This is a genomic window from Streptomyces mayteni (assembly GCF_054783955.1).
This window is the reverse complement of sequence record NZ_BAAGPR010000076.1, coordinates 1-25,139: the sequence shown is the minus strand read 5'-3', so window position 1 is coordinate 25,139 and position 25,139 is coordinate 1. Positions and strand designations below refer to the sequence as shown.

At 73.5% G+C, this 25,139-nt stretch carries 26 protein-coding genes; 17 read left to right on the top strand and 9 right to left on the bottom strand.

Annotated elements, in window-relative coordinates; all coding sequences use genetic code 11:
- Positions 1 to 855: a MaoC family dehydratase gene (locus ACYVPE_RS27520; protein ID WP_461036423.1), complete on the top strand. Its 855-nt coding sequence runs from the start codon at positions 1 to 3 to the stop codon at positions 853 to 855.
- Between the two features lie 9 nt (positions 856 to 864).
- On the opposite strand, the gene ACYVPE_RS27515 is transcribed toward ACYVPE_RS27520, so the two are convergent.
- The gene (locus ACYVPE_RS27515; protein WP_461036422.1) at positions 865 to 2,244 is read right to left on the bottom strand and encodes an MFS transporter; all 1,380 of its coding nucleotides are present in this window, start codon (positions 2,242 to 2,244) and stop codon (positions 865 to 867) included.
- Between the two features lie 81 nt (positions 2,245 to 2,325).
- Here ACYVPE_RS27515 and ACYVPE_RS27510 point away from each other — a divergent pair, with 81 nt between their 5' ends.
- From ACYVPE_RS27510 to ACYVPE_RS27500, 3 genes are all read left to right on the top strand, one after another.
- Complete coding sequence (locus ACYVPE_RS27510; protein WP_461036421.1) at positions 2,326 to 2,940, top strand: TetR/AcrR family transcriptional regulator; 615 nt, start codon at positions 2,326 to 2,328, stop codon at positions 2,938 to 2,940.
- A 31-nt stretch (positions 2,941 to 2,971) separates the two neighbouring features.
- Positions 2,972 to 3,850: a phosphotransferase gene (locus ACYVPE_RS27505; RefSeq protein WP_461036420.1), complete on the top strand. Its 879-nt coding sequence runs from the start codon at positions 2,972 to 2,974 to the stop codon at positions 3,848 to 3,850.
- Between the two features lie 94 nt (positions 3,851 to 3,944).
- The gene (locus ACYVPE_RS27500; protein ID WP_461036419.1) at positions 3,945 to 4,421 is read left to right on the top strand and encodes a GNAT family N-acetyltransferase; all 477 of its coding nucleotides are present in this window, start codon (positions 3,945 to 3,947) and stop codon (positions 4,419 to 4,421) included.
- Positions 4,422 to 4,583: 162 nt separating this feature from the next.
- On the opposite strand, the gene ACYVPE_RS27495 is transcribed toward ACYVPE_RS27500, so the two are convergent.
- Positions 4,584 to 5,246, bottom strand: coding sequence for a TetR/AcrR family transcriptional regulator (locus ACYVPE_RS27495; protein ID WP_461036418.1), 663 nt, complete (start codon positions 5,244 to 5,246; stop codon positions 4,584 to 4,586).
- Positions 5,247 to 5,365: 119 nt separating this feature from the next.
- Here ACYVPE_RS27495 and ACYVPE_RS27490 point away from each other — a divergent pair, with 119 nt between their 5' ends.
- The 3 genes from ACYVPE_RS27490 to ACYVPE_RS27480 are packed head-to-tail and all read left to right on the top strand — an operon-like array spanning position 5,366 to position 7,907.
- Positions 5,366 to 5,839, top strand: coding sequence for an SCP2 sterol-binding domain-containing protein (locus ACYVPE_RS27490; RefSeq protein ID WP_461036417.1), 474 nt, complete (start codon positions 5,366 to 5,368; stop codon positions 5,837 to 5,839).
- Positions 5,840 to 5,856: 17 nt separating this feature from the next.
- Entirely contained in the window at positions 5,857 to 7,071 is a 1,215-nt protein-coding gene (locus ACYVPE_RS27485; protein ID WP_461036416.1) for an acyl-CoA dehydrogenase family protein, read from the top strand.
- Positions 7,068 to 7,907: an SDR family oxidoreductase gene (locus ACYVPE_RS27480; RefSeq protein WP_461036415.1), complete on the top strand. Its 840-nt coding sequence runs from the start codon at positions 7,068 to 7,070 to the stop codon at positions 7,905 to 7,907. Before ACYVPE_RS27485 ends, ACYVPE_RS27480 begins: the two co-directional genes overlap by 4 nt.
- A 73-nt stretch (positions 7,908 to 7,980) precedes the next feature.
- On the opposite strand, the gene ACYVPE_RS27475 is transcribed toward ACYVPE_RS27480, so the two are convergent.
- Together ACYVPE_RS27475 and ACYVPE_RS27470 are read right to left on the bottom strand one after the other, a co-directional pair.
- Positions 7,981 to 8,469 carry a hypothetical protein gene (locus ACYVPE_RS27475; protein WP_461036414.1) on the bottom strand — a complete coding sequence of 163 codons (489 nt, stop codon included), beginning with the start codon at positions 8,467 to 8,469 and terminating at the stop codon, positions 7,981 to 7,983.
- An 11-nt stretch (positions 8,470 to 8,480) separates the two neighbouring features.
- Complete coding sequence (locus ACYVPE_RS27470) at positions 8,481 to 9,920, bottom strand: helix-turn-helix domain-containing protein (protein WP_461036413.1); 1,440 nt, start codon at positions 9,918 to 9,920, stop codon at positions 8,481 to 8,483.
- Between the two features lie 147 nt (positions 9,921 to 10,067).
- On the opposite strand from ACYVPE_RS27470, the gene ACYVPE_RS27465 reads away from it, so the two are divergent.
- Together ACYVPE_RS27465 and ACYVPE_RS27460 are read left to right on the top strand one after the other, a co-directional pair.
- The gene (locus ACYVPE_RS27465; protein ID WP_461036412.1) at positions 10,068 to 10,616 is read left to right on the top strand and encodes a hypothetical protein; all 549 of its coding nucleotides are present in this window, start codon (positions 10,068 to 10,070) and stop codon (positions 10,614 to 10,616) included.
- Positions 10,613 to 10,840, top strand: coding sequence for a hypothetical protein (locus ACYVPE_RS27460; protein ID WP_461036411.1), 228 nt, complete (start codon positions 10,613 to 10,615; stop codon positions 10,838 to 10,840). Before ACYVPE_RS27465 ends, ACYVPE_RS27460 begins: the two co-directional genes overlap by 4 nt.
- Before the next feature lie 8 nt (positions 10,841 to 10,848).
- On the opposite strand, the gene ACYVPE_RS27455 is transcribed toward ACYVPE_RS27460, so the two are convergent.
- The gene (locus tag ACYVPE_RS27455; RefSeq protein WP_461036410.1) at positions 10,849 to 11,022 is read right to left on the bottom strand and encodes a hypothetical protein; all 174 of its coding nucleotides are present in this window, start codon (positions 11,020 to 11,022) and stop codon (positions 10,849 to 10,851) included.
- A gap of 414 nt (positions 11,023 to 11,436) precedes the next feature.
- Here ACYVPE_RS27455 and ACYVPE_RS27450 point away from each other — a divergent pair, with 414 nt between their 5' ends.
- The 4 genes from ACYVPE_RS27450 (at position 11,437) to ACYVPE_RS27435 (ending at position 16,913) form a co-directional block, all read left to right on the top strand.
- On the top strand, positions 11,437 to 11,919 hold the full coding sequence (locus ACYVPE_RS27450) for a DUF4429 domain-containing protein (protein ID WP_461036409.1): 483 nt from the start codon (positions 11,437 to 11,439) through the stop codon (positions 11,917 to 11,919).
- Positions 11,920 to 12,502: 583 nt separating this feature from the next.
- On the top strand, positions 12,503 to 13,717 hold the full coding sequence (locus tag ACYVPE_RS27445; RefSeq protein WP_461036408.1) for an NAD(P)/FAD-dependent oxidoreductase: 1,215 nt from the start codon (positions 12,503 to 12,505) through the stop codon (positions 13,715 to 13,717).
- A 110-nt stretch (positions 13,718 to 13,827) separates the two neighbouring features.
- Positions 13,828 to 14,379, top strand: a complete 552-nt coding sequence (locus ACYVPE_RS27440; RefSeq protein WP_461036407.1) for a pyridoxamine 5'-phosphate oxidase family protein — start codon at positions 13,828 to 13,830, stop codon at positions 14,377 to 14,379.
- Positions 14,376 to 16,913, top strand: coding sequence for an excinuclease ABC subunit UvrA (locus ACYVPE_RS27435; RefSeq protein WP_461036406.1), 2,538 nt, complete (start codon positions 14,376 to 14,378; stop codon positions 16,911 to 16,913). Before ACYVPE_RS27440 ends, ACYVPE_RS27435 begins: the two co-directional genes overlap by 4 nt.
- A 27-nt stretch (positions 16,914 to 16,940) precedes the next feature.
- Here ACYVPE_RS27435 and ACYVPE_RS27430 read toward each other — a convergent pair whose 3' ends face one another.
- Positions 16,941 to 17,753 (bottom strand): TrmH family RNA methyltransferase, encoded by an 813-nt coding sequence (locus ACYVPE_RS27430; protein ID WP_461036405.1) that lies wholly within the window; start codon positions 17,751 to 17,753, stop codon positions 16,941 to 16,943.
- Between the two features lie 98 nt (positions 17,754 to 17,851).
- On the opposite strand from ACYVPE_RS27430, the gene ACYVPE_RS27425 reads away from it, so the two are divergent.
- On the top strand, positions 17,852 to 18,412 hold the full coding sequence (locus ACYVPE_RS27425; RefSeq protein ID WP_461036404.1) for a cupin domain-containing protein: 561 nt from the start codon (positions 17,852 to 17,854) through the stop codon (positions 18,410 to 18,412).
- A complete protein-coding gene (locus ACYVPE_RS27420) occupies positions 18,409 to 19,092 on the top strand; it encodes a TetR/AcrR family transcriptional regulator (RefSeq protein ID WP_461036403.1) in 684 nt (227 codons plus the stop codon). The genes ACYVPE_RS27425 and ACYVPE_RS27420 overlap by 4 nt, the downstream gene beginning before the upstream one ends.
- Before the next feature lie 50 nt (positions 19,093 to 19,142).
- Here ACYVPE_RS27420 and ACYVPE_RS27415 read toward each other — a convergent pair whose 3' ends face one another.
- From ACYVPE_RS27415 to ACYVPE_RS27405, 3 genes are read right to left on the bottom strand one after another with little or no spacing between them, the layout of a single operon-like run.
- Positions 19,143 to 20,291, bottom strand: a complete 1,149-nt coding sequence (locus tag ACYVPE_RS27415; protein WP_461036402.1) for an NHL repeat-containing protein — start codon at positions 20,289 to 20,291, stop codon at positions 19,143 to 19,145.
- Between the two features lie 51 nt (positions 20,292 to 20,342).
- Positions 20,343 to 20,585, bottom strand: coding sequence for a DUF2630 family protein (locus ACYVPE_RS27410; protein WP_461036401.1), 243 nt, complete (start codon positions 20,583 to 20,585; stop codon positions 20,343 to 20,345).
- A 53-nt stretch (positions 20,586 to 20,638) separates the two neighbouring features.
- Positions 20,639 to 21,919, bottom strand: a complete 1,281-nt coding sequence (locus ACYVPE_RS27405) for an FAD-binding protein (RefSeq protein WP_461036400.1) — start codon at positions 21,917 to 21,919, stop codon at positions 20,639 to 20,641.
- 943 nt (positions 21,920 to 22,862) lie between these two features.
- Here ACYVPE_RS27405 and ACYVPE_RS27400 point away from each other — a divergent pair.
- Together ACYVPE_RS27400 and ACYVPE_RS27395 are read left to right on the top strand one after the other, a co-directional pair.
- Positions 22,863 to 23,639: a thioesterase II family protein gene (locus ACYVPE_RS27400; RefSeq protein WP_461036399.1), complete on the top strand. Its 777-nt coding sequence runs from the start codon at positions 22,863 to 22,865 to the stop codon at positions 23,637 to 23,639.
- A gap of 169 nt (positions 23,640 to 23,808) precedes the next feature.
- Positions 23,809 to 25,139 (top strand): ABC transporter transmembrane domain-containing protein (locus tag ACYVPE_RS27395; protein ID WP_461036439.1); only part of this gene is annotated, 1,331 nt, incomplete at its 3' end.

Here is a 25,139-nt window from a genome sequence, read left to right as displayed (position 1 = left end):
GTGCCCGACGCGCCCGACGTGCCGGGCCTGCCGGCCAGTTACGCCCGAGCCCTGCTCCCCAAGCGGCCGGCCCGCGCCGGCGCCGTACCCCGGCGCGTGCTCACGGTGGACGCCGCCGCCCCCGACCCCCGCCGGCTCGCCCGCTACGCCGAACTCTGCGGCCACCCACCGGAGTCGGGCCCGCCGCCCGCCGGCTACCCGCACCTGCTGGCCTTCCCGGCCGCCCTCGCCCTGCTGACGCGCCGCGACTTCCCCTTCCCGGCCCTCGGCCTCGTCCATCTGGCCAACCGGATCGAACGCACCAGGCCCCTCGGCGCCGACGAGCCGCTCGCCCTCCGCGTCGAGGCCACCGCCGCCCGCCCACACCGCAGGGGCACCGCCTTCGACGTGGTCGCCGAGGCCACCCCGGCCGCCGGCGGCGCCCCCGTCTGGCGGTCCTTCAGCACCTACCTGCACCGCGACCGGCCCGACACCCCGAGGCCGCCGCGCCGCCCCGAAGAGCCCCGACCAGGGCCCGTGCTGGCCGAGTTCGCGGTCCCGGCGGCCACCGGCCGCCGCTACGCCGCCGTGTCGGGCGACCGCAACCCGATCCACCTGCACTCGCTGACCGCCCGCCTCCTCGGCTTCCGGCGCGCCATCGCGCACGGCATGTGGACCAAGGCCCGCTGCCTCGCCGCCCTCGACCACGCGGAGCCGCTGCCCGACGCGTTCACCGTCGACGTCACCTTCCACGCCCCGGTGCCGTTGCCCTCCCGCGTCGAACTCCGCGCCTGGCCGCGCGACGAAGGCCGCGCCTTCGAACTCCGCGCCGCCGGCGCGGGACCCGTCCACCTGCGCGGCCACCTCCACGGCTGAGCCGCCGGCTCAGGCCCTGAGCCGGCGGGCCAGCAGCGCGCCGAGGGCGGCGAGGGCGGCGGTGAGCACGAAGGTGGCGAGCAGGGCCCTGCTGGTCGCGTCCGCCCCGTCGCCCGCGAAGGCGACGGCCGCGCCGCCGAGGCCGGCGAGCACGGCGGTGGCCAGGGTCTGGGCGAGCTGGAGCGCCGCGCTGACCTCGCCCTGCCGGTCGTCCGGGGTCTGCTCCAGGGTGTCGGTGGTGGACGCGTTGAAGGCGACGCCCATGCCCAGGCCGCCGATCGCCCAGCCGAGGGTGGCGAGGTGGGCGGGGACGGCGTCGGAGACCACGGCGAGGCCGATCAGCAGCACCCCGGCCAACAGCACGGCGAAGCCGAGCGCCACGGCCCGTCCCCGGCCGCCGGCCCCGGCGCCGTCCCAGCGGGCCTGGAGGACGGAGCCGACCACCCAGGTGACGGCGCCGGCGGACAGGCCGAGGCTGGCCTCGGTGACGCCGAGGCCCCGCACCTCCTGGAGGCCGAGCGGCAGGAACGCCTCGCTGCCGAAGTAGACGGCGCAGAGCAGGGCGCGGACGGCGATGCCGGCCCCGATGCCGCGCCGCGCCGTCAGGGTGCCGGCGGGCGTGACCCGGCGCAGCGCCGGGACGGCGAGGACGAGGCCGACGACGGCGAGCGGCACCAGCAGGCGGACGTCGTCGAGCAGCAGCGCCTGGAGGAGCATCGCCGTGCCCAGGGTGAGCGCGACGGCGGCGACCACCGGGCCCGGGGCGCGGGCCTCCGCACCCCGTTCCCCTTCCCCGGCGCGGCCCGGCAGCGCCGGCAGGGTGAGCAGCGCGGCGAGGGCGACCAGCGGCGGTATGAGCAGGAAGACCAGGCGCCAGGTGGTGTGGTCGGCGAGGGTGCCGGCGAGCACCGGGCCGACGAGGGAGGGGACGGTCCAGGCGGAGGAGAGCAGCGCGAACATCCTGGCGCGCAGCGCCTCCGGGTAGGCGAGGCCGATCGCCGTGTAGGCCATGGCCATGATCGCGCCGACGCCGAGCCCCTGGACGAACCTGCCGAGCAGGAACAGCGGCCACGAGGTGGCGGCGCCCGCCAGCACACAGCCGACGGCGAAGACCAGCAGCCCGACGGCCACCGGCCGGCGGGCCCCACCCCGGTCGGCGGCGCGGCCGGCGAGCACGGTGCCGACGATGTTGGCGAGCATCAGCGCCGAGAGGCCCCAGCCGTAGCCGGCCAGCCCGTCGAGGCGGCGCGCCACGTCGGGCAGGACGGTGGCGACGCCGAGGGACTCGAAGGCGACGGTGCTGACCGAGAGCACCACGCCGATGGTGAGTGCGCGGTGCGGGGCGGCGAGGACGCTCCGCCTGGGCGGCTCGTCGACCTGTTGGGCCATGGGAGGTTCCCTTTCCGACGTGCGATTAATTCTATTCCGTTCCGGAACGGAACGATACATCGGCCTCCCTATAGTGGGGACATGCCCAAGCCCCGCCCCGGCCGGCCCCGCGACGAACGCATCGACGAGGCCGTTCCCCGAGCCGTCCTGGAGATCCTCGACGAGTCCGGCTACGCCCGGCTCACCATGGAGGCGGTGGCCAGCAGGGCCGGCACCAGCAAACCCGCCCTCCGCCGGCGCTGGCGCTCCCGGCAGCACCTGGTGGTGGACGCGCTGGCCGACGTGGTCGGCACCGAACCCACCCCCGACACCGGCTGCACGCACTGCGACCTGATCGCCGGCATCTCCACCCTGACCCGGGCCTTCACCAGCGACCTCGGCCGCCGCGTCCTGCCCGCGCTGGTGGCCGACCTCGCCGACGACCCGGATCTCGAGGCGGCCTTCCTCGACCGCTTCTTCCACCCACGCCGCGCCTCGACGGCCCGCGCCCTACGACGCGGCATCGACCGCGGCGACATCCGCCCCGACACCGACGTCGACCTGCTCCTCGACCTGCTCGCCGCCACCACCTACTACCGGGCGCTCTTCGGCCACCTGCCGATCACCCCCGAGCTCGCCGAACAGGTCGTCCACGTCGTCCTCTCCGGCGTCGCCACCGACCAGTGGCGCGCCAACCAGCACGTGCGTGCCGGCTGACGCCGGGCCGCGGAGCGCGATAATCGACCGGGTGACTTCTTCTCCCGCGAGGTGGGCGCGTGCCGAGCGGCTCGATGCCGCCCTGATGGTCGAGGCCCTCCACACCCAGACCGGCGTTCGCCTGACCCTGGAAGGCGCCTGCCCTGGCGGACAGGTCGGCGCCGCCTACGTGCGCTGGGCGGACGGCCACCGGTCCGTCCTCAAGTGGCGACCGCACAGCTCGGCCGAAGCGATGCGGGCGGGCCCCCTCGCCGTCACCGAGGCGCTGCGGCAGGCGGGCTATCCGGCCCCGGCCACCGAGCTGACCGCCCAGGTCGGCCACGCGGTGGTCACCGTGCAGGAGCTTCTGCCGGGCAGGAAGATCGACCACTTCACCCACGGCAACCTGGACCAGGTGCTCCAACTCAACGAGCTGCAGGCCGACCGGCTCGCCGGCCGCCCCGATATCCCCGCGGTGGACCTCCACTTGGCGGACGACGGCGCCGGCTACTGCCTGCACGAGCCACTGCGCCGCCACAACCGCCGCAGCGCGGCACTGGAACGTTGGACCGCCGCTGTCGGCGCCGACGGGCCATCGCAGTTGACCGGGGACGACGCCGTGCACCTGGACTTCCACCCCGGCAACATGCTGGCGACCGACCAGACGATCACCGGAGTCATCGACTGGGACGGCGCCGCCCGCGGCGATCGCCGCTTCGACCTGGTCACCCTGCGCTTCGGCATCCACGCCACGGAGACCGACCCGGGAACGACGAAACGCCTCGACGCCGTCCTCGACTCGCTCCCCGAGGAGATCCTCCGCCCGGCATGGGCTCACATGAGCCTTCGCATGGTCGACTGGGCCATCAGGCACTTCGACCCGATCGACGTGGAGCACTGGCTGAACCTGGCCGAACAACGCGCGAGCTGACGCGCCCGCGCTGAGACGCGAGGACCGGGAAATGTCGTGGCCGCCCCGGGGAACGGTCAGCCATGATCGGGCCACGGCCGATGTCGGTGTGCGGGTGGGACTGCTCGCGGATCACCCGGAGTTCGTGGCGCCACTGGCGGCCCTCCGCTTCCGCGAGTGGGGGCCCGAACCGGGGCGTGAGCGGCTCGCGGACTACGTCATGGTCACCGCCCGGGAGGCCGGCCGGGCCTGCCTGCCCGTCACCTTTGTCGCTTCGGGAGATGAGGGCCTGATCGGGGGCGTCGGGCTCGCCGACCACGATCTCGCACAATGTCGTGACCGCGGCCCCTGGATCGTGGGAACCGTTGTCGCCCCCGCCTTCCGCCGCGCCGGAGTCGGCACACTTCTGCTCACCGGTCTGGAACGTCACGCCGTGAACCTCGGCGCGGCCCAGATCCACGTGGCCACTGGGGGAGAAGCCATCGCCTTCTACCAGGCCTGCGGCTGGGAGATCGACGAGGTCGTCCCCACGGGCCCTGGCGAACACGCCACGGTGCTCAGCAAGGGGAGGCTCTCCGCGCATGGCCGATGACCACGTGCCCATCGCTCATGCCCAACCACGGCCGGGACGGTCGAGCGCCCCGACGGCGGTCGGACCTACTCGCCTTGATTCCCCGAACGTCTTCCCGGCCCGGCCTGGCTGACGGTCGGTGATCCCACCACCACAGGTCTCGCCGACCACTACCGCCACGCCCTAATCCGCCGGCGGCAGCCAGATCTCGCCGGCCAGCACGTTCCGCATGCCCACCCACATCACGTTCATCAGCCGCGCCGTGGTCGCCTCCGGCGACTCCTCGGGGTGCCGCTCCATCCAGTCCGTCAACGAGTCGGCCGCGCCCACCAGCGCGTGCGCCGCGAAGTCCGCGTCCTCGGCGCCGAGTCGCACCCGCCCCCCGGCGACGGCGATGCCCGCGCTGATCAGCCCCGTCACCTCGGCCATCACCGAACGCCGCGCCGCGGCAAGCTCGTTCGCGATCGCCTCGCCCTGCTCCGGCGCCTGCCGGTGCAGCACCACCCAGCTGTCCCGGTGCTCGGCGACGTGCCGGAAGAACGCGGCGAGCCCCGACCACAGCCGCCCCTCCGGCGCGCCGCCGGCGTCCGCCGCCTCCCGGAAGGCCGCCACCATGCGCGCCGACTCGCGCCGGACGCAGGCGATGAACAGACCTTCCTTGGAGCCCAGGTACAGGTACACCATCGGCTTGGAGATCCCGGCCAGTTCGGCGATCTCGTCCACCACGGCCGCGCGGTAGCCGCGCTTGGCGAAGACCTTGAGCGCCGCGTCGAGGATCTCCTGCTCGCGCACGCTTCTCGGCAGCCGGCGTCTGGGCTTGTCCGGCGAGTCTGGCTTGTCGGTCACGCTTGCCACACTACCCAGTGGGGTTCTCATCTTACTCTTTAGTAAGTTTACTATGGAGTAAGCTAGTGACCCAGACGCCCCGTTGGACGGCCCACCGGCCGGAGAGTGAGACGAGAGCCGTGGCTGAGCCCACCCCGAACCTGGAAGACCTCGACTTCTCGGACATCACCCCGGACGACTTCGCCGCCCTGGTGAAGCAGTCGTCCGCCGCGCAACTCGACGAGCTGATGCGCGGCGAGCTCCGCCAGCGGGTCCTCGCCGAGATCTTCGGCCGGATGGGCCGGCAGTTCCGCCCGGAGAACGCCGGCTCGCTCCGGGCCGTCATCCGCTGGGAGGTCGCCGGCCGCGCCGGCGAGCCCCTCGCCGTCTACGACGCGGCCATCGCCGACGGCACCTGCCAGGTCGCGCCAGGACCCACCGACGCCACCCCGCGCGTCACCCTCGCCCTCTCCGACGCGGACTTCCTCCGCCTCGTCTCCGGCAACGCCAGCCCGGTGCTGATGTTCATGACCCGCAAGCTCAAGGCCACCGGCGACATCGCGCTGGCCTCCGGGCTCGCCCGCCTCTTCGACATGCCCAGGAACAAGAACTGACGGGGGAACACGGCGAGATGAGCGGCTTCTCCCTCGACCTGACCGAGGAACAGCGCGACCTGCGGGACTGGGTGCGCGGCTTCGCCACCGAGGTGGTCCGACCGGCCGCCGCCGAGTGGGACGAACGCGAGGCGACCCCCTGGCCCGTCATCCGGGAGGCGGCCACGATCGGCCTCTACGGGTTCGAGTCCCTGGCCGAGATGTACGGCGACCCCACCGGGCTCTCCCTCCAACTCGCCAACGAGGAACTGTTCCGCGGCGACGCCGGCATCGGCATGGCCCTCTTCGGCACCCACCTCGCCGTCGCCGGCATCTTCGCCGCCGGCACCCCCGACCAGCTGGCCGAGTGGGTCCCGCAGTGCTTCGGCGACGCCGAGGACCCCAAGGTCGCCGCCTTCTGCGTCTCCGAGCCGGACGCCGGCTCCGACGTCTCCGCGATGCGCACCAGAGCCCGCTACGACGAGGCCGGCGACGAGTGGGTGCTGAGCGGCCAGAAGGCCTGGATAACCAACGGCGGCATCGCCGGCGTCCACGTCGTCGTCGCCGCCGTCGACCCCGCGCTCGGCGCCCGCGGCCAGGCCGCCTTCGTCGTGCCGCCGGGCACCGCGGGGCTCACCGGCGGCCCCAAGATCAGGAAGCTCGGCCTGCGGGCCTCGCACACCGCCGACGTCTTCCTCGACGACGTCCGCGTCCCTGGCCACTGCCTCCTCGGCGGACGCGACCGCCTCGAACACCGCCTGGCCCGCGCCCGCGAGGGCGGCAGGGCCAAGGGCCAGGCCGCCATGGCCACCTTCGAGGTCTCCCGCCCGACCGTCGCCGCCCAGGCCCTCGGCATCGCCCAGGCCGCCTACGAGTACGCCCTCGACTACGCCGGCCAGCGCGAGGCGTTCGGCCGCCCCATCGTCGACAACCAGTCCATCGCCTTCGCGCTCGCCGACCTCCGCACCGAGCTCGACGCCGTCCGCCTCCTCATCTGGCGCGCCGCCTGGATGGGCCGCAACGAGAAGCCGTTCACCGCCGCGGAGGGCTCCATGTCCAAGCTCCGCGCCGGCGAACTCGCCGTCCGCGCCACCGAGAAGGCCGTCCAGATCCTCGGCGGCGCCGGCTACAGCCGCGACCACCCGGTGGAGCGGATGTACCGCGACGCGAAGATCTACACCATCTTCGAGGGCACCAGCGAGATCCAACGCCTCGTCATCGCCCGCGCCATCACGGGCCGGCAGATCAGGTGAGCCCCCGGCGCGTCACGGCGACCCTGATCACCGGCGGTAGCGGGTTCCTGGGCACCGAGCTGGTCCGCCAGGCGGCCGCGGCCGGGCACACGGTGGTGGCGACGTTCGCGACCAGGCCCGGCAGCGCCCCGGGGGTCACCTGGCACGACCTCGACCTGCGGGACCCGGAGCGCGTCGACGCACTCGTCGCCGAGGTCCGCCCGCGCCTCGTCGTCAACGCGACGAGCGCCGAGTCCGACTGGGAGGTCACCGCCGAGGGACCTGTCCGGCTGGCGATCGCCGCGGCGAAGTACGGCTGCCGCCTGGTACATGTTTCCAGCGACGCGGTGTTCTCTGGCGCCCGCGTCTCCTACGACGAATCGTGCCTCCCCGACCCGCTCACGCCCTACGGCGCGGCGAAGGCCGCGGCGGAGACTGGGGTGCGCCTCGTACACCCGGATGCCGTGATCGCTCGTACCTCGCTGATCATCGGCGACCGGCGGTCCGGACACGTACGCCTGGTGCGCGACCTCGCGGCCGGGACCCGAAGGGGGGTGCTGTTCACCGACGATATCCGCTGCCCGGTGCACGTCGCCGACCTGGCCGCCGCCCTGCTGGAACTTGGATCCGGCGAGGCGAACGGCGTTCGCCATCTGGCGGGAGTGGACGCCGTGAGCCGTCACGAACTCGGAATCCTCATCGCCGAACGTGACGGGCTCGACGCCTCCCGGCTGCCTGCGGGCCTGCGGGCCGACAGTGCGTTTCCCGGACCGTTGGATGTCCGCCTCGACTGCCGCGCCACCCAGTCCGAGCTGGACACGAAGTTGCGCGGTGCCCGTCAGTTCCTCGCATCCTGAGCGGGAGGCCGGCCCGCCGCGACGCACACGAGGTGTCGGAGGCCGGCCGGCACGAGGACGTGCCGGCCGGTGCTCAGCCGCGCCGCGCGGCGCCCTCCGGCCACACCACGTCCACCGGGATGCCGGCCGCCCGCGCCTCAACGACGACGTCCGCCGTGCCGCCGCCCTTGCCGCTCGGTGGCGCGCCGTTCCATACCGCGACCAACCTGTCGGCACGCTCCAGCAACACCTTGTTCGCGGACTCGTACGCCTCCCGGTTCGCGGTCTCGTGCTGCACCGTGTGTACTTCGCCAGCGGAATCGACGAGGCGGTCGAAGGTGGCGGCGTGCGCCGGCTTCACCTTCGACTGCCGGTAGTCGCGCGAGGGGATGACCACCACGAGGCGCCCGCCGGCGTCCAGGACGGCTTCGGCGAACAGGGTGTCGGCGCCGGCCGCGATGCAGGAGATTCCCACGAGTTCCGCCGGCGGGTAGGCGGAGAGCAGCGTGCGCAACGCGTCCTTGATGAGTGGCACGGTCTCGTCGGTCACGTCCATGTGGCCGGTCACGGCAATGGTGGGCATGCCTCTCCTGGTCAACTCGACAACAGGCAGCGGAGCCTATCGCGCACCTCAGTCACCCGCCTCGACGCGCTCTGGCCCACGGTGTAGGGGTACAGGGCGCCCAACTGGCCGCGCACTCGGCTGGACTGCGTACGGCTCGCCGCGTCGACCGCTCGATGCGTCCGCTCGACGGCGCTCGTCGTGTCGCCCAGCAGCCATGAGCATTCGGCCAGGCCGATCCGGTCGAGGGCGTGGCTGCGGCCGGCTTCGGGGCCGCGAGTGGTGAGGGCTCCTTGGATCTCTTCGGCGGCGGCCTCGGCGTGCGTTCTCGGGTCCTTCCTGGCCATGTCCAGCAGTCGGCCGCCGGTGACTCCGGCGAGTTCGGCCTGGTCGAAGTAGGAGATCCAGTAGGGCTCTTCCACGGAGCCCGCAGCGGCGAGGACTTCCGCGGCCCGCATGGTGGCGCGTTGGAAGGCGGTCGGACGGCCCATGGCGGCGAGTGCCCAGGCTTCGCGGGTGTGGAGCATGGCGCGAACACGGGGGCCGGCTGAGCCTCGGGCTCCGTCCTGAGCGAGTCGGACGAGTTCGAGGGCGTCCTGCGGACGGTCTCGACAGAGCATCTGGCGGGCCATGCCGGCCAGTACGTTGGCGCCGAATGCGTTGTCTCCGCCGGCATGTGCGGCCCGCAACGCGAGACGGTAGTAGTCCTGGGCGGTCTGTTGCAGGCCGCTGTCCCAGGCCATGGTCGCTGTGGTGCCCGCCAGGTGGGCCATCACCCGGTACAGCCGCCGCTCGATGTCCGGAGTCTGGTGCTCTTCCAGCGCGCTGGCCACCTCACTGAGCTGGCCGACGACCGCCTTGCGGCGCAATCCACCGCCGAACTGGTGGTCCCACCGGCGGAACACCTCGGCTGTCTGCTCCAGATGCTCAACCTCCCGCTCCCCGAGGCGACCGATGCGTCGGTCGGTGCCCGAGGTGGGGGTCGGCTGGAGCCAGCCTTCGAGGGAGTCGAGGAGGGCTGCACCCGAAGCCGCCGTGGCGGCGAGGGCACGCGAAGCGGTGCGACGGTCCATCAACAGATCTGTCCTCGTCATCCGGGCTGCGATGTGCACGGCTGCGGTCGGGGTCCAGGGTCCCTCCGAGGCCGCAGGCGGTCCAGTGGGCAGCCTGGTGGGGGCCCCGGCCGCAGCGGCCTCCCACGGCCGCGCGGCCAGGCCGAGCAGGTGGCCCGGGATGCGGAGTCCGTCCGCGATCCGGGCGATCACGTCGTAGGCGACGATCCGGTGTGTGCCGTTGACGATCCTGGAGACCTTGCCCGGGGTCAGCTGGCAGGCCGCGGCGATGCGGTTCTGGCTGAGGCCTCCGTACTTCCGCAGGAGCGCGAAGACGGCGGCGAAGTCGTGTTCGGCCAAGGCGCACCGCAGTTCAGGCCGTTCCAGCAGTTCGGCGCGAACGAGTGGGGGCTGGGCCATGGCGTACCTCCGGTGCCGGCTCCATGGTGCCTGTTGTGGCACCCGCACCGTATTACCGACCAGGTAACCCCTGTAGGGCATAGGCGGAGCACCACCCGAACGGGAGGCTGTGACGGTCAGTACATGTCCCATCACTGGAGCCTGACCATGGCGACGCCTCAGCCCCTCCCCGACTGGCTACCGCCCGCGCGCAAGGGGGCCCGGACGTTACCGGCGGGGCGTTGGTGGGACGCGGTCGAGGTGGACGGCATCACCGCCGGTTACGTCCTCGGCCGGCTCGGCGAGCGGTCGGGGCCGGTGGTCGAGGACCAGATGAGGGGCGTGGCTCGCTGGTTGCTGGCCCCCGGGGTGGCCGCCGGTTGGGAGCTGCCGGGGGTGCGGGTTCTCGGCCACGGCCACTACGTGACGGTGCCGCCTGCCGAGTGGTGTGTCAACTCGTGGGAGGGAGCGCCGCCGATCCGCTGGTCGGTTCCGCCGGTGCGCTCCTGTCTGTCGGATCCGGTAGCGCTGCACAGGGCGTTGGCCCACGCGACGGTGAGCCGGACCGTGTCCGGTGTCACTCTCGTCACCGGCCTGGAGGGCCGGGTGGAGCCGTCCGTGCCCGTGACGTGCTCGTATTGTCACTGCGGCATCGTCGTCGACAACGACCACGCCGGCACGTGCCCGTGGAAGCGCGGCAGGTCGGTGGCGAGATGACCGAGCCGGCGATCACCCTCCCGGTGCCCGGCTTCGGTGAGCTGAACCGGTGGCAGTTGGCCGGGTTTCTCTGCGCCTGGTGCGCGGAGTCGCTGTTCCCTGACCCGGGCTACCGGCTGGCCACCGTGCACGACCCGGCGGGGTACGGCCACGACGTGAAGGCGTGCGAGCCATGTCTTCGCCGGGCCGTGGACGAGGCGGTGGCGGCCGACGCGCCGACGTGACGCGTGGTCTACCGGAGCGGCGCCTCCAGCTCCGCGCGGTGTTCGGCGACCCAGCGGTGGGCCGCGCGGATGTGGGCCGGGACGTGTTGTTGTCGCGGGCGACGCATCGCGGGGTCGCCGTGGTCGGCGGCCGACTCGATGCCGTGCCAGCAGCGGTCCTGCCACCACAGGACGGTCGGCACGAGCCGTTCGCGGTCGTCGGTCAGGCCGTAGGCGCCCCGATGCCGTGAAGACGGTGTTCTTCGGCGCCAGGTCGTGGTGGCAGACCACCTCGTGGCCCGCGTCGAGCGAGGTGCCGGCCTTGAGGTCGTGGAACTCGCGCACCAACTCAGCTGTGGTCGCCAGGAGTTCGACGGAGCGGGCGGCGCGCCACCGGGCGGCGTCCGAGCCGGGTGGCGTCCGAGCCGGGTGGCTCCGCCGACCTCGCTCCGGCATCGAGCACCCTGCGGCTACCCGCCCCGGCACGTGGGCGCACGGGGCGGGTAGCCACCCAAGAACCGCGCCGGGATCAGACCCCACCCGTCACAGATCGGCCACGCCGCAGACACCGAGCCCGGCACCTGCCACCGTGGATCCTCACCACAGGGGAGGACCACATGCTTTGGGCCAAGGGCAACAACGGCACGATCTCGTTCGACGGACGGACCATCATCATCGAACGCAGAGGCTTCATCGCTCGGGTCTTCGTCGGTGGTGGCGGCGGCAACAAGACCATCCACATCACCAGCGTCACCGCAGTGCAGTGGAAGAACGCCAGCTTCATCGCCGGGTTCATCCAGCTCACCATCAGCGGCGGCAGCGACTTCCGCGCACGCTCGGGCAAGAACCGTCGCGACGCACTCCTCGACGAGTACTCGGTGACCTTCCAGGCAAGGCAACAAGCCGCCTTCGAGCAGGTCCGCGACGCTATCCAGCAGGCCATCACCGCCCAGCACACACCACAGGCCCCCGCCCCCACCCCGCCCGCCGCCGCACCCCCGATCGCCGACGAACTCACCAAGTTGGCCGCTCTCCGCGACCAAGGTGTCCTCACCGACCAGGACTTCGAGCAGGCTAAGAACCGACTGCTCGGCAGGTAGCCGCCGTGGCGGGCGGATCGAATGAAGTGCCCCCGGGAACCCCGACTCCCGGGCGACGCCGTCACGAAACAGCCGCAGGAGCCGCATCTACCGCTCTTTCCCTGAGCGGCGTCGAGACCCTGGACTCCGCGGGCGACGACGACGGCGCCCGGTGGATCTGGGAGGACGGCGCCTGGCGCGACGGCGGTTGTGGCGACGACGGCTCCGCCCAGGAAGCCGCCGCGGATCCCGCGGCCGCGGTGCCGTCCGATCTCGCGGTGGGGGAGACCCGCGAGAGGGCCGACGGCGTCTCCGTGACCGTCACCGGCGTCCCGGAGTTCAAGCTGGACGGCCTCGGCGAGTCGCGACCACCGTCGAGGGCGAGGAGTAGCTGGAGGGCCGGCTGGCCCCCGGCGAGACCAAGGAGCACCGCGAGGCGTTCAGCATCGACACGGCCGCGCACGGCGGCGACATCGTCGTCGAACTCTGGCGCTACCAGGACGACATGGACTTCGACGCCCCCACCTGGGTGGCGACGATCGCGTGGGCCCCGGCCGGTCGGTACCCTCACGCCGTCGAACGAACGACGGCGAGGGGAGACGCGATGGCCGACGAGGAGATCCTGGTCGTGGGCGCCGGTGTGGTGGGGGCCTCGGTGGCCTATCACCTCACCCGGCTCGGGCACCGGCGGGTGACGGTGCTCGACGCCCGGGACCGGGAGGCGCCGCGCGGATCGACGGGGCTCGCGCCCGGTTTCGTCGGCCAGCTCAGCGCCACCCCGGAGCTGGCCCTGCTCGCCAAGGACAGCGTCGCCACCTATCTGGAGCTGTCGGCCGCCGCGCCCGAGCCGGTCTTCCGGCAGGTCGGCTGCCTGGAGGTGGCCACCACCCCGGCGCGTCTCGAACAGGCCCACCAGGACGTCGAGCACGGGCGCGGCCTCGGCATCGAGGCGCGGGTCGTCGACGCCGCGGCGGCCGTCGCCCTGGCCCCGGCGCTGGTCGATCCGGAACGCGCGCTCGGCGGGTTGCACATCCCCTCGGACGGCGCCGCCGACCCGGTGGCGGTCACCCGCGCCCTGGTCGCGGCCGCCGAGCGCGGCGGGGCCGAGTTCCGCTGGCGCACCCCGGTGTCGGCGCTCGAGCGGGAGCGCGGGCGGATCGTCGGCGTGCGCACCGGCGGCGCGGACGGGCGGCTGCTGCGGGCCGAACACGTCGTGCTCGCGGTCGGCATCTGGGGCCCGCCGCTCGCCGGTGGCGTCGGCGTCCGGCTGCCGATGGTGCCCGTCCAACACCCCTATCTCTTCACGGCGGAACGGCCCGAGCTCGACGACACCCCGATCGACGGGCCCATCGTGCGCTACCCCGACCACACCGTCTACACCCGGCGGCACGGCCGCAGGTACGGCGTCGGCAGCTACGCGCACGCCCCGCTGCCTTTCGATCCGCGGCCGGGGTTCACCTCCGCCGAACTGCCCTTCGATGAGGCGGACTTCGGCACGGCCATCGCCGAGGCCACCGCCCTGGTGCCGGCCTTCAGGGAGGCGCCGATCGAGCGCCGGGTCAACGGCGTGTTCGCGCTGACCCCCGACGAGGTCCCGCTCGTCGGCCCCACCGCGCTGCCGGGCCTCTGGTGCGCCGAGGCGTCGTGGGTGACGCACGCCGGCGGCGTCGGCCGGCAGATCGCCACGATGCTGCTGGGCGCCGGCGAACCGCCGGTCGACCCGGGCCGGTTGGCGCCGGGGCGGTTCGACGACTGGAGCGACGTGAAGGTGCGTGAGACGGCGCTCGGGAACTACCGCGGGATCTACGACACGCACTGAGACGGATGAGGAAACCTGACACAGGCTGTCGGGTTTCCGGACGAGCATGGTGTCCCCGGTCGGCGTCGACGGCTGACGTGGACCGGGTCTCACGGACAGACAGGGACACCATGCGCGAAACACCACGGGACGTCGAAGAGCTCCAGTCCCTCCTCGACGCCTCGCTCTCCCGCTCCACCTCGCACCTCCGCTCGATCATCAACGCCGAGCGCACGCTGACCGCCGGTCAGCTCACCCAGGTCCTCACCGGCATGTGCACCCTCGCGCTGTCCACCGTGACGGCGAAGGGCGAGCCGCGGATCAGCGGCGTCGACGGCCACTTCCTGCACGGGAAGTGGCATTTCGGCACCGCGCGCGGCGCCGCCAAGGCCCGGCATCTCGCCGCGCGGCCCGCCGCCAGCGTCGCGCACCTGCGCGGTGAGGACCTGGGCGTGTTCACGCACGGCACGGTGGAGATCCTCAACCCCCGGGACGGCGAGCCGGCCGGGGACTGGCCGTATCTGCTCGCGTACTTCAAGGAGTGCTACGGCGACGACGCCTTCGACTGGGACGACGACGTGGTCTTCTACCGGCTCCGTCCGCACTGGATGACCGTGTTCGCCCCCGACCTGGCGAAGCTCACGGCGGCTTCCCCGCGCCGCGAGGGGCCGGGAGAAGAGTGACCGCGCGCATACCGGACGCAGCCGGTGCCGGGCTCGGGACCATCGACGTGGTGGGGGCTCGCACCAACAACCTGCGGGACGTGTCCGTGAGCATCCCCAAGGGCCGACTCGTCGCCTTCACCGGGGTGAGCGGCAGCGGCAAGACCTCGCTGGCCATCGACACCCTGCACAGCGAGGCCCAACTGCGGTACCTGGAGGGCCTTTCGCCGTTCGTCCGGCAGTACATCACCCAGCGCAACCGGCCCCGGGTCGACCGGATCCTGGGGCTCGGCGCGACGCTCGCGGTCGACCAGCGCCGCCTGAACCGCAACCCCCGTTCCACGGTCGCGACGATCACCGGCATCGACGGTCACCTGGGGCTGCTGTACTCGCGCCTGCCGGCGATCGGCGCCGATCCGGCGACCGACAGCGGAGGCGGGCACGTGACGACCTCGCACTTCGACCGCCACACGCCGGAGGGGAGCTGCGCGGAGTGCCACGGGGTGGGCGGGCGTTGGCAGGCGCAGGAGGACCTGGTGATCACCCACCCGGAGCTTCCGCTCTTCGACGGGGCCTCGCCCTGGTTCGCGAAGTGGCGGTCGGGGGAGCACGCGTTCGTGCCGGCGCTGGCCGAGAAGCGCGGCGTGGACCTCGGTCGGCCGTGGCGGTCGCTGCCCGAGGAGTTCCGGCACTCCGTGCTGCACGGCACGGGCGACGAGCGGGTCGAGGCGAGCGTCGACGTACCGAACAGGAACGAGACGGCCCGGATGACCTACACCTCGAGCCAGCCGCTGCGGGGCGCGCTGGCCGAGGTGGAGCGGGTGTTCGTGAACGCCCAGACGTCGAGTGCCAAGCAGCGCTACCTGCCGTACCTGCGCAAGCGGCCCTGCGGCACCTGTGGCGGCAGCGGCTACGACGAGGTGGCCAGGTCCGTGCGGCTCGGCGGGTTGACGTACCCCGAGCTGATCGAGGTGGAGGTACGGGAGGTGCGCGGCTGGGCGCGGCGCGTGGCGGACGACCTGGGGGCCGGGCGGCGCGAGGTGGGCGGGCCGCTGCTGGACGACCTGGGTCGCAGGCTGGGCATCCTCGACCGGCTCGGCCTGGCGCACCTCCAGCTCTCCAGGAGCGCGGCGACGCTCTCCGGGGGCGAGTCGCAGCGGACCAGGCTCGCCGCACAGCTCAGCACCGAGCTGAGCGGCATCATCTTCGTGCTCGACGAGCCGGGGACCGGGCTGCACCCGGCGGACAAGGCGCACCTGCTCGACATCGCCCTGGAGCTGCGCGAGGCCGGCAACACGGTGCTGCTCGTCGAGCACGACCCCGAGCTGATCGCCAGGGCCGACTGGCTGGTCGACCTGGGGCCAGGGGCCGGCCGCCTCGGCGGCGAGGTGCTGGTGTCGGGGCCGCCGGCGGCCGCGGCCGCCCACCCGGAGTCGCTGACCGGGCGCTATCTGGCCGGCGCGGGGCCGCGGCTGCGCCGGACCCGCCGCCCGGCCGGCGACGACACCGGCTGGGTGGAGCTGCGCGGACTGCGGGCCCACAACGTGACCGCGGACCTGGTGCGCTTCCCGGCCGGTCGGCTCACCTGCCTGACCGGGGTGAGCGGCAGCGGCAAGAGCAGCCTGCTCGGCGCGCTCGGCGCGAGCGCCGCGGCCGCCCTGAACGGGACCGCGACGACCGACTTGGTGCGGGAGGTGACAGGACTCGACGCGTTCGGCTGGGTGGCGGTGGTGGACCAGGAGCCGCTGGGGCGGACGCCGCGGTCCAACCCGGCCACCTACAGCAAGGCGTTCGACGTGATCCGCAGGCTGTTCGCCGAGACCGACGCGGCGCGCGGGCGCGGGGTCGACGCCTCCTGGTTCAGCTTCAACAGCGCGGGCGGCGGCCGCTGCGAGACCTGCACCGGCTACGGCCGCACGCTGGTCGACATGCACTTCCTGCCGGACGTCTGGGTGGTCTGCGACGCGTGCGAGGGCCGGCGCTACCGGCCCGAGGCCCTGGAGATCAGGTACCGGGGGCTGGCCGTCGACGAGGTGCTGAAGCTGACCGTCGCCGAGGCCGTGGAGCGGTTCCCCGAGCCCCGGCAGCTCGCCGAGACCCTGGGAGCCCTGCACCTGGTCGGGCTCGGCTACCTCCAACTCGGCCAGAGCGCCACGGAGTTGTCGGGCGGCGAGGCGCAGCGACTGAAGCTGGCGTCCGCGATCCAGCGCGGTGCGGCGAGCCGCAGGGCCGGGCTCGTCGTGCTGGACGAGCCCGTCTCCGGCCTCCACCCGTCCGACGTCCAGCGCGTGGTGGACGCGCTCGACGTGCTGCTCGACTCGGGCAACACCGTCGTCGTGGCCGAACACGACATCCCGGTCGCCGCGTCCGCGGACTGGGTGATCGACCTGGGTCCCGGAGCCGGTCCCGACGGGGGCGCGGTGGTCGCGGCGGGCCCCCCGGACGCCGTCGCCGCGGCGGACACCCCGACCGCCGGCTTCCTCCGGCGGTACGCGGCCGGCCTGCCGCTCCTCGACGTGCGGGGGGAGGTGCGGGAGGAGGCGCGCCGCCCCTGAGCCACTGTCCCCGGGCCGGGTGGTGGGTCAGCGGCCGCGCTTGCGCTGCCGAGCCGCCTCGTAGAGCACGACGGTGGCCGCGCTCGCCGCGTTGAGCGAGCTGGCCGAGCCAGTCATCGGGATCCGCAGCACCACGTCGCACCGCTCCCGCCAGCCGGCGCTCAGCCCGACCGTCTCGTTCCCGACCGCGAGCAGCACAGGACCGGTGAGGTCGTGGTCGGCGACGTCGGCCTCGCCGTCCTCGTCGAGGCCGACCACCGTGACCCGGACGCCGACGCCGTCCAGCCAGGCCGACACCTCGCGGTGGCCCGGGCTGCGCACCGTCGGCAGCGCGAACAGCGAACCCGTGCTGGCCCGTACCGACTTGGGGTCGTAGGGATCGGCCGCGTGGCCCGTCACCACCAGGCCGTGGGCGCCGAAGGAGTCCGCCGAGCGGACGATGGTGCCGATGTTGCCCGGGCTGGTCGGCCGGTCGAAGAGCACGCCGAGGAAGTCGGGCCCGACGCGGATCCGCGACAGCTCGTCCGCCGGCAGCTCGGCGACGGCGATCAGCTCGGGCGGGCCCTCGTCCCTCTCGCCAAGCTCGGCGAGCAGCTCGGAGGCCATCGCGATCCGCTCGGCCCGCGTCTCGGCGAGCAGTTCCCTGGCCCAGCCGGAGAGCGGGCGCTCCGCGTCGAACAGGAGCGTCCTGACCGGCCAGCCGTGCGCCACGGCCTGACTGATCGGCCGCACGCCCTGCACCAGGAACTCCCGCGCGCGCTGCCGCTTGTTCCGGTTGCCCAACTGCGCCTGCCACTGCTGGAACCGGGCATTCCGGGTCGTGATCCGCTGAACCGCCACGGGGGACAGGGTATGCGAGCGGCCGGGGCGTGCCGCGCCCCTCAGGAAACTGCACCGTGTAGTGCACATTTTGCACTGACGGGTGTACTCTCGATCGCATGTCCTATCCGGAACCCCGCTACCACGGCGACACGGGCCACGTCAGCGCCGTGTACCGCTCGGCCGACGCCTCGCCCGACCTGATCTCGCCCTCCGGCACCCGCACCTACTACCTGGCCACCGGCCGGCCCGCCGGCCACGGCCTCTCGGCCGTCACCGACGGCGAGTTCGGCCTCTACCACGTGGTGGACCTCGCGCCCGGCGCCGGCACCGGCACGCACTTCCACCGCACCATGTCCGAGTCCTTCTTCGTCACCGCCGGCTCGCTCCGGGTCTTCGACGGCGCGCGCTGGGTCGACGCCGCCCAGGGCGACTTCCTCCACGTGCCGCCCGGCGGGCTGCACGCCTTCGCCAACGGGTCGGCCGAGCCGGTGTCGTTCCTGATGCTCTTCGTGCCGGGGGCGCCGCGTGAGGGCTACTTCGAGGGGCTCTCCGAGCTGGCCGGGCTCAGCCAGGAGGAGCGCGAGCGCTTCTTCATCGAGCACGACAGCTACTTCGTCGAGCCCGAAGGCAACGGGCCGCGCCCCGAAGGGCCGCGCCCCGAAGGGCACCGGCGGTGAGCGAGGCGGCGGCCGCCGACGCCCCGGGGCCGGCCCGGCCGGTCGGCCGGCCGGAGAAGCGGCGGGTGATCACGGAGGCGGCGCGCCGGGTGTTCGGCGCCGAGGGGTACGCCCGGGCCTCCGTCGACGACATCGCGGCCGAGGCCGGCGTCTCCAAGCGCACCGTCTACAACCACTTCGGCGACAAGGAGAGCCTCTTCCTGGCCGTCGCGCTCGAAGGGGCGCACGAGGTCACCGCGACCATCGCCCGGCTGCTGGAGAAACATCTGCGCAAGGTCGTGGACGTGCGGGACGACCTCACCGCCTTCGCCCTCGACCGGGTCGCGGCCGTGCGGGAGTTCCCCGACCACTTCGCGCTCGTCAGGGCCATCGAGGCGGAGGCGCCCCGGATACCGGGGCCGGTGCTCGCGGCGTGGATCGAGGCGGGCCCGCAGACCGCCCACCTGCGGCTCGCGCCCTATCTGGCGGCCATGGCCGACCGCGGCCTGCTGACGCTGGACGAGGCCGGCGGAACCGAGAGCCCGGCCGAACGGGCCGCCGACCACTTCAACCTGCTGACGGTGGTCAACGTGAACCAGCGCACCTTCTACGGCGCCGTGCCACTGCCTGAACAGCGGGTCACCGAGCTGGTGGTCGACGGAGTGCGGGCGTTCCTGCGGCTCTACGGAGCGCCCGCCTGAGCCGAGGGTGGGCCATCCCCGCCCCGCCGTGGGCCGGGGATGGCGGGGGCTCAGCTGAGCAGGTCGAGGGTGTTGGCGGCGTCGTCGACGAAGTAGACCGAGCGCTTGTCGGGCGCGATCGCGAGGCCGAACAGGGCGCCGGCGCCCGGCGGGTCACCGCTGGCGTCGAGCTGTCGGAACGCGACCTGCTCGCCGCGCGGAGTGGTCTCCACGATGTTGCCGTCGCCGCCGTTGACGGTGAGGATGTCGTCGTTGGGGGCGATGGCCAGGCCGAGCGGGCCGTTGAGCAGCACTCCCTCGGTGACCGTGCGGCCGACGCCGGCGCTGGACTCCCGGGTCAGGGCCTTCGGAATGGCCGCGATGCGGTTGTCGACGGTGTCGGCCACGTAGAGCACGTCGTCCTTGCCGAGGCCGACGCCGGTGGGTCCGACCACCAGTGCCGCCGGGTCCGTCCGCTCCGGGAAGCCCGAGCCGATCACGGTGGTCTTCTCCCGCGTCGGCGGCTTCCCGTCGTGCAGCTCGACGGTGATGCGCAGCACCGTCCCCTCGTCCACCACGGCGCCGCCTGCGGCGACCGTTCCGTTGAGCACGTTGGTCACGAACAGCGCGACGTGGTGGTCGTCGATGGGTGCCGCGGTCATGTCCCAGGGGCCGTTGATGCCGTCGCCCGCGAAGGTCTCCCGGACCTCGCCCTTGTTGTCGAGCACCAGCAGGCACCCGGCCTGGGCGGTGGCCGAGGTGCCGTCCGCGGTGGGCAGGCTGCCGACGACCACCCAGCCCCCGGGCAGGATGGAGAGGGCGGTGGTCAGGCCGACGCCGCCGGGGCAGGCGCCGGGCAGGGCGGTCGGGTCGATCTCGGCGAACAGGCTGGTCTCGCCGGCCGGGCTGATCTGCACCAGCGTGGTGCCGGTGCCCTGCTCGTTGGCCGCGTTGTTGAAGTTGCTGACCAGGACGTGCCCGCGGCGCAGGTGGCCTTCGTCGTGCGGGACCACGGCGACGCCGTAGGGGTTGACGTCGTCGTTGTCGGGGACGGTCGAGGCGATGGTGGTGATGGTCTTCAGCGGCTCGAGGAACGGCCGGTGGGACCCGTCGCCGCCGGCACCGGGAGGTGCCGCGGCGATGCCGCCGAGCGCGGCGAGCAGCGCGGCACCAGCCGCCAGCAGTGCCCGCTTCGTCGAGCGGGGTCGTTCGATGATCACTCGAAGCGGGGGCGATTTCGGGTCGGAGAGGGGTCCTTCGGTCGCGCCCGTTCAGCTCTCGTAGCCCTCGACCTCCCAGGCCGGCCGCATCGTCGCACCGCTCGGGTCCTCGCCGAACTCGAGGCGGGCGCGGCGCTGCCGCAGCAGGTCCCAGCACTGGTCGAGCCGGGCCTCGACATCGCTCAGCCGCAGCTGATCGCCCTCCTGGAGCCCGTGGCCGACGGAGCTCTCGCGCAGCGCGCGCTCCTCGGCCACGAGCTCACCGACACGGGCAAGGATGTCCTTGTCGTCCATTGAGTCAGATTAGGTGCGAAACCGGGCGCCGGCCACTCGGTGGGGGTGGCCGCTCAGGCCGGTTGGGCGTCAAGCAGCCGCGCCACGTAGGCGTTGCGGAACCGGCCGGCCGGGTCGTGGTCGAGCACCAGCCGCCGGAAGTCCGCGAACCGGTCGTAGCGGGCCGCGATCGCCGCGGGCCCGGCGGCCGTCACCTTCCCCCAGTGCGGTCGGGCGCCGAGCGGCAGCAGCCGCTCCTCGATCGCCGCGACGACGTCGAGCACCGCCTCGGGCCTGCGGTGCCAGGTGAAGTGGAAGGCCACCGAGTCGCGCCCCTGGGCGGGGCTGAGCCACAGCTCGTCCGCCGCGATGGTGCGCACCTCGGAGACGTACAGCAGCGGCGCGATCCGGTCGCCGAGCCCACGGAGCGCGGCGAACGCCTCCCGCACCGCGGCCCTGGGCACGAACAGTTCGGACTGGAGCTCGTCGCCCTCGCCCTGGAAGAACTCCAGGCGGAAGTGCGGCAGTCGGTCGTACCACGGTCCTGGCGCGCCCAGCTGGGGGGTGCAGGACTCGGGCGGCTGGCCGGGGATCGGGTGGCGCGGGGCCTCCGCCAGCCGGCCGCCGAGCCACTCGGCGCCGGGGTGCCCCGCGCTCTCCCGGTCGAGGCGACGCTTGAGCCAGATGTCGCCGAGGCCGCTCCGCCAGTCCGTGAAGGTGCTGACGCTGTAGCCGGCGCCGGTGACCTCGTCGAAGCCGGCCGCCACCGCGTCCAGGGCGGCGTCGGTGTAGACCCACTGCGCCACGTCGTAGCCGCGCTCGATGTCCAGGGTGAGCGCGGTGACCGGGCCGAGCGCCCCCAGGTTCACCACCGCGCCCGCGAAACGCTCCGGATCCTCGGCCCGGCTCAGTCGGACCTGGTCGCCTTCGGGCCCGATCAGCTCGATCGCCGCCACCGAGGAGGCGAGCCCCGGCACCCCGTTCCCCGAGCCGTGGGTGCCGGTGGCGACGGCGCCGGCGACGGTGATGTGGGGGAGCGAGGCGAGGTTGGCGAGCGCGAACCCCGCGGCGTGCAACTCGGCGCAGAAGTCGGCGTAGCGGAGACCGCCGCCGACGGTGACGGTGGCCGCTTCCGGGTCGATCTCGACGCGGCGCGGCAGGCCGTCGAGGCGCACCAGGTCGCCGGACGTGTCGGCGATGTCGCTGAACGAGTGGCCGGCGCCCAGCACCCGCACCTGCCGGGCGGTGGCCACGATCCGCCGCAGCTCGTCGATGGTGCTCGGGCGGTGCCACCGCTCGGCGCCGAAGGTGATGTTTCCCGCCCAGTTGCGCACGGGCGTCCCGGTTGTGAGCATGCCGTGACCGTAATACGAATCCTTGTGCGATGGGTAGCGTCCGTGGCCCCCGACCGGGGAGGGGCCGCGCGGCGTCAATGTGACGCCGGGGCGATTCATGCGATCGGGCGGTGGGATTCGAGCGTTCCTGCGAATCGGCAGAGTGCGAACCGGCCAGTTTCCCGCCTCCTCGGCCGCTCCCGTCGAGCCCGGGGGCGCCGCGACCCCGGCGGGAACCCGTCATCGGCCGGCGCCCGACCCGACGAGCACCTCCGCCTACCGTTGATCGGTCCATAGCAAACACCTCTGGGCGACTTGTCCGAAAAGCTGCTGAGAGTGCTGCGTTGGGCGGCGGTTGTGCGCTCTGATATGCGGAGGCACGAGCGGCGGAAGCGCGTGCCGAGCACGTCCTGGCAGGGCCGCCATCAGGTCGTGGAGACACGTCGGGGAGATCCCGCGGAACACGCGGGACACGATGCGAGGGGCACGACATGGACAAGGCCGCGCCGACGGCCCAGGCGGTCGCCGCCGAGGGGACGCGCCACAGCCGCGTGCCGGTCGGCGACTCCCGACCGCCCGCGCCGTCACGCCGCCCGCGCGCCGGGTTATCCGCGCCGGGCCCCCGGCGCGCGCCGTAGGCGCTCCCGCCGGCGCGGTGCTCCCGAACTCCGCGCCCCGCCGCCCGCCCCACCCCCCATGCCCCTCCGGCCACCACGGAGGGCGCCGTCTCCGCGCCGGCGCACGCCCAGCGCCCGGCCGGGGCGTTCCGCCTTGCCCGGCCAGGGCCGCGCCCTCCTCGAGCGGGCGCCGGCCCGGCAGGCCACCCAGGAACACCCCGGCCCGGAGGCGGCTCGGCCGCGCGCCGGCGACCGCCCGCGCGGCGGAGGCGGGGCCGCCGGGCAAGCGCCGCCGAGCAAGCCCAAGAGGAAGCCGAAGAAGAAGCCGAAGAGGAAAGCGACCACCCATGACCGACCATGCCGCTCCCGACGCCCCGGCCGACAACGGCCGTTGGATCCGCCGGTACCACCCTCAGCCGGACGCTCCGGTGCGCCTGGTCTGCCTGCCGCACGCGGGCGGCTCGGCCAGCTTCTTCTTCCCGATGTCCCGGGCGCTGGCCGGCACCGCCGAGGTGCTCGCCGTCCAGTACCCGGGACGCCAGGACCGGCTGAAGGAGACGCCGATCGCGACCATCCCGCTGCTGGCCGACGCGATCTACGACGCCCTGCTGCCCTGGACCGACCGGCCGCTCGCCTTCTTCGGGCACAGCATGGGCGCCATCCTCGCCTTCGAGACCGCCCGCCGACTCGAGCGCGAGAAGGGGCTGGTCGCCGCCGCGCTCTTCGCCTCCGGCCGCCGCGGCCCCGCCACCCGGCGCACCGAGACCGTGCACGAGGCCGACGACGACCAACTGGTCGACGAGATACGGAAGCTCAGCGGCACCAACAGCCAACTCCTGGCCGACCCCGAGATCCTCCGCATGGTGCTGCCCGCCATCCGCGCCGACTACCGGGCCATCGAGACCTACCTCCGGCCGCCCGGCCCCGGGCTGAACTGCCCGCTCCACGTGCTGACCGGGGACGCCGACCCCAAGGTCACCGTCGAGGAGGCGGAGGCCTGGCGCGCCGAGACGGAAGGCCCCTTCGACCTGCGGGTCTTCGAAGGCGGCCACTTCTACCTCTCGCGGCACCAGGACGCGGTGAACGAGACGGTCGCCGCGGCCCTGCGCGCCTACCCGGCCTGAGCGCCCGCGCGTCCGCGCCGCCGGGTCGCCGGGTCGCCGGGTCGCCGGGTCGCTCGCGCTCGGCGGCCCGAAACGCTCGGCCCGTCAGAAGTGCCATGCCGTGCTCCGACCTCCCGGGGTACGGTGCCGTTCGGGGGTGATCCACTTGGAACCGGTGGCCGAGCCGGAGCTGACGGACGTCGCGCATCTCACCGGCGTTCCCGACCGCCGCTCCGCCGGCCGGTACCTCTGGTGGCTCGGCGCCAGCCAACGCGGCCGCGTCGCCGCCGGGATGTTCTTCGGGACCTGCTGGATGGCGGGTCTCACGCTGGCTCCGCTGCTCCTCTCCCGGGCCGTCGACGACGGCCTGGTGCCCGGGCGGACGGGCGTGCTCCTCGGCTGGTGCGGCGCGCTGTTCGCGTTGGGCGCGCTGAACGCGCTGAACGCGATGGCGCGGCACCGCATGATGACCCAGGTCAGGATGGACGCCGCGTTCCGCACGGCCCGCCTCGTCAACGAGCACGCGGCCAGGCTCGGCGCCACGCTGCCCCGCCGGGTCACCGCGGGCGAGGTGGTCACCATCGGCATGCGCGACGTGGCCGTCGCCGGGCACGCGTTGACCGTCGCCAGCTCCACCGCCGTCGCGTCGATCGCCTTCGTCATGGTGGCCGTGCTGCTGCTGGCCATCTCACCCGTGCTGGCCGTGATCGTGTTGTTCGGCGTGCCCGTGCTGGCGTTGCTCGTCGGGCCGTTGCTCGGCCCGCTGCGCGGCTCGGAGACGGCCTACCGGGAGCGGGAGAGCGGCCTGACCGCCCGGGTGCTCGACATCGTCGGCGGCCTCCGGGTGCTTGGCGGGCTCGGCGGCAAGGACGCCTACGCCGACCGCTATCGGCGCGACTCGGCGCTGCTGCGCGCCGAGGGCTACCGGGTGGCCACGGTCACCAGCTGGATCCAGGCGCTCGGCGCCGGCCTGCCGGTGCTTTTCCTGGCCGTGGTGACCTGGCTGGCGGCCAGGCTCGCCGCCAGCGGCGACATCACGGTGGGCGAACTCGTCGCCGTCTACGGCTATGTGGCGGTGCTGTCGCTCCCCGTGGCGTACCTGATCGAGGGCGCCTACGACGTGAGCCGCGGTCTGGTCGCGGCCCGCAGGATCATCCGCTTCCTCGACCTGGAGCCCGAACGCGCCGACGACTCCGCCCCGTTGGCGGAACCCCCGACCGGATCCCGGCTGCACGACCCGGAGTCGGGCGTCTCGGTCGCGCCCGCCCGGCTGACCGCCCTGGTCGGCGCGCGGCCGGCGGAGACCGCGGCGGTGCTCGACCGGCTCGGCGGGTTCGCCGCCGGCGCCTCGGCGGTCACCTGGGGCGGCGTCCGGCTCGACCGGGTGGCCAGGGAGCGGATCCGCGCCCGGATCCTGGTCGCGGACAACGAGGCCGAGCTGTTCGCGGGGCCGCTGTGCGCGGTGCTCGGCGGGCGCCGGGAACCGAACGCGGCGGCGATCGCCGCCGCCATGCGGGCGGC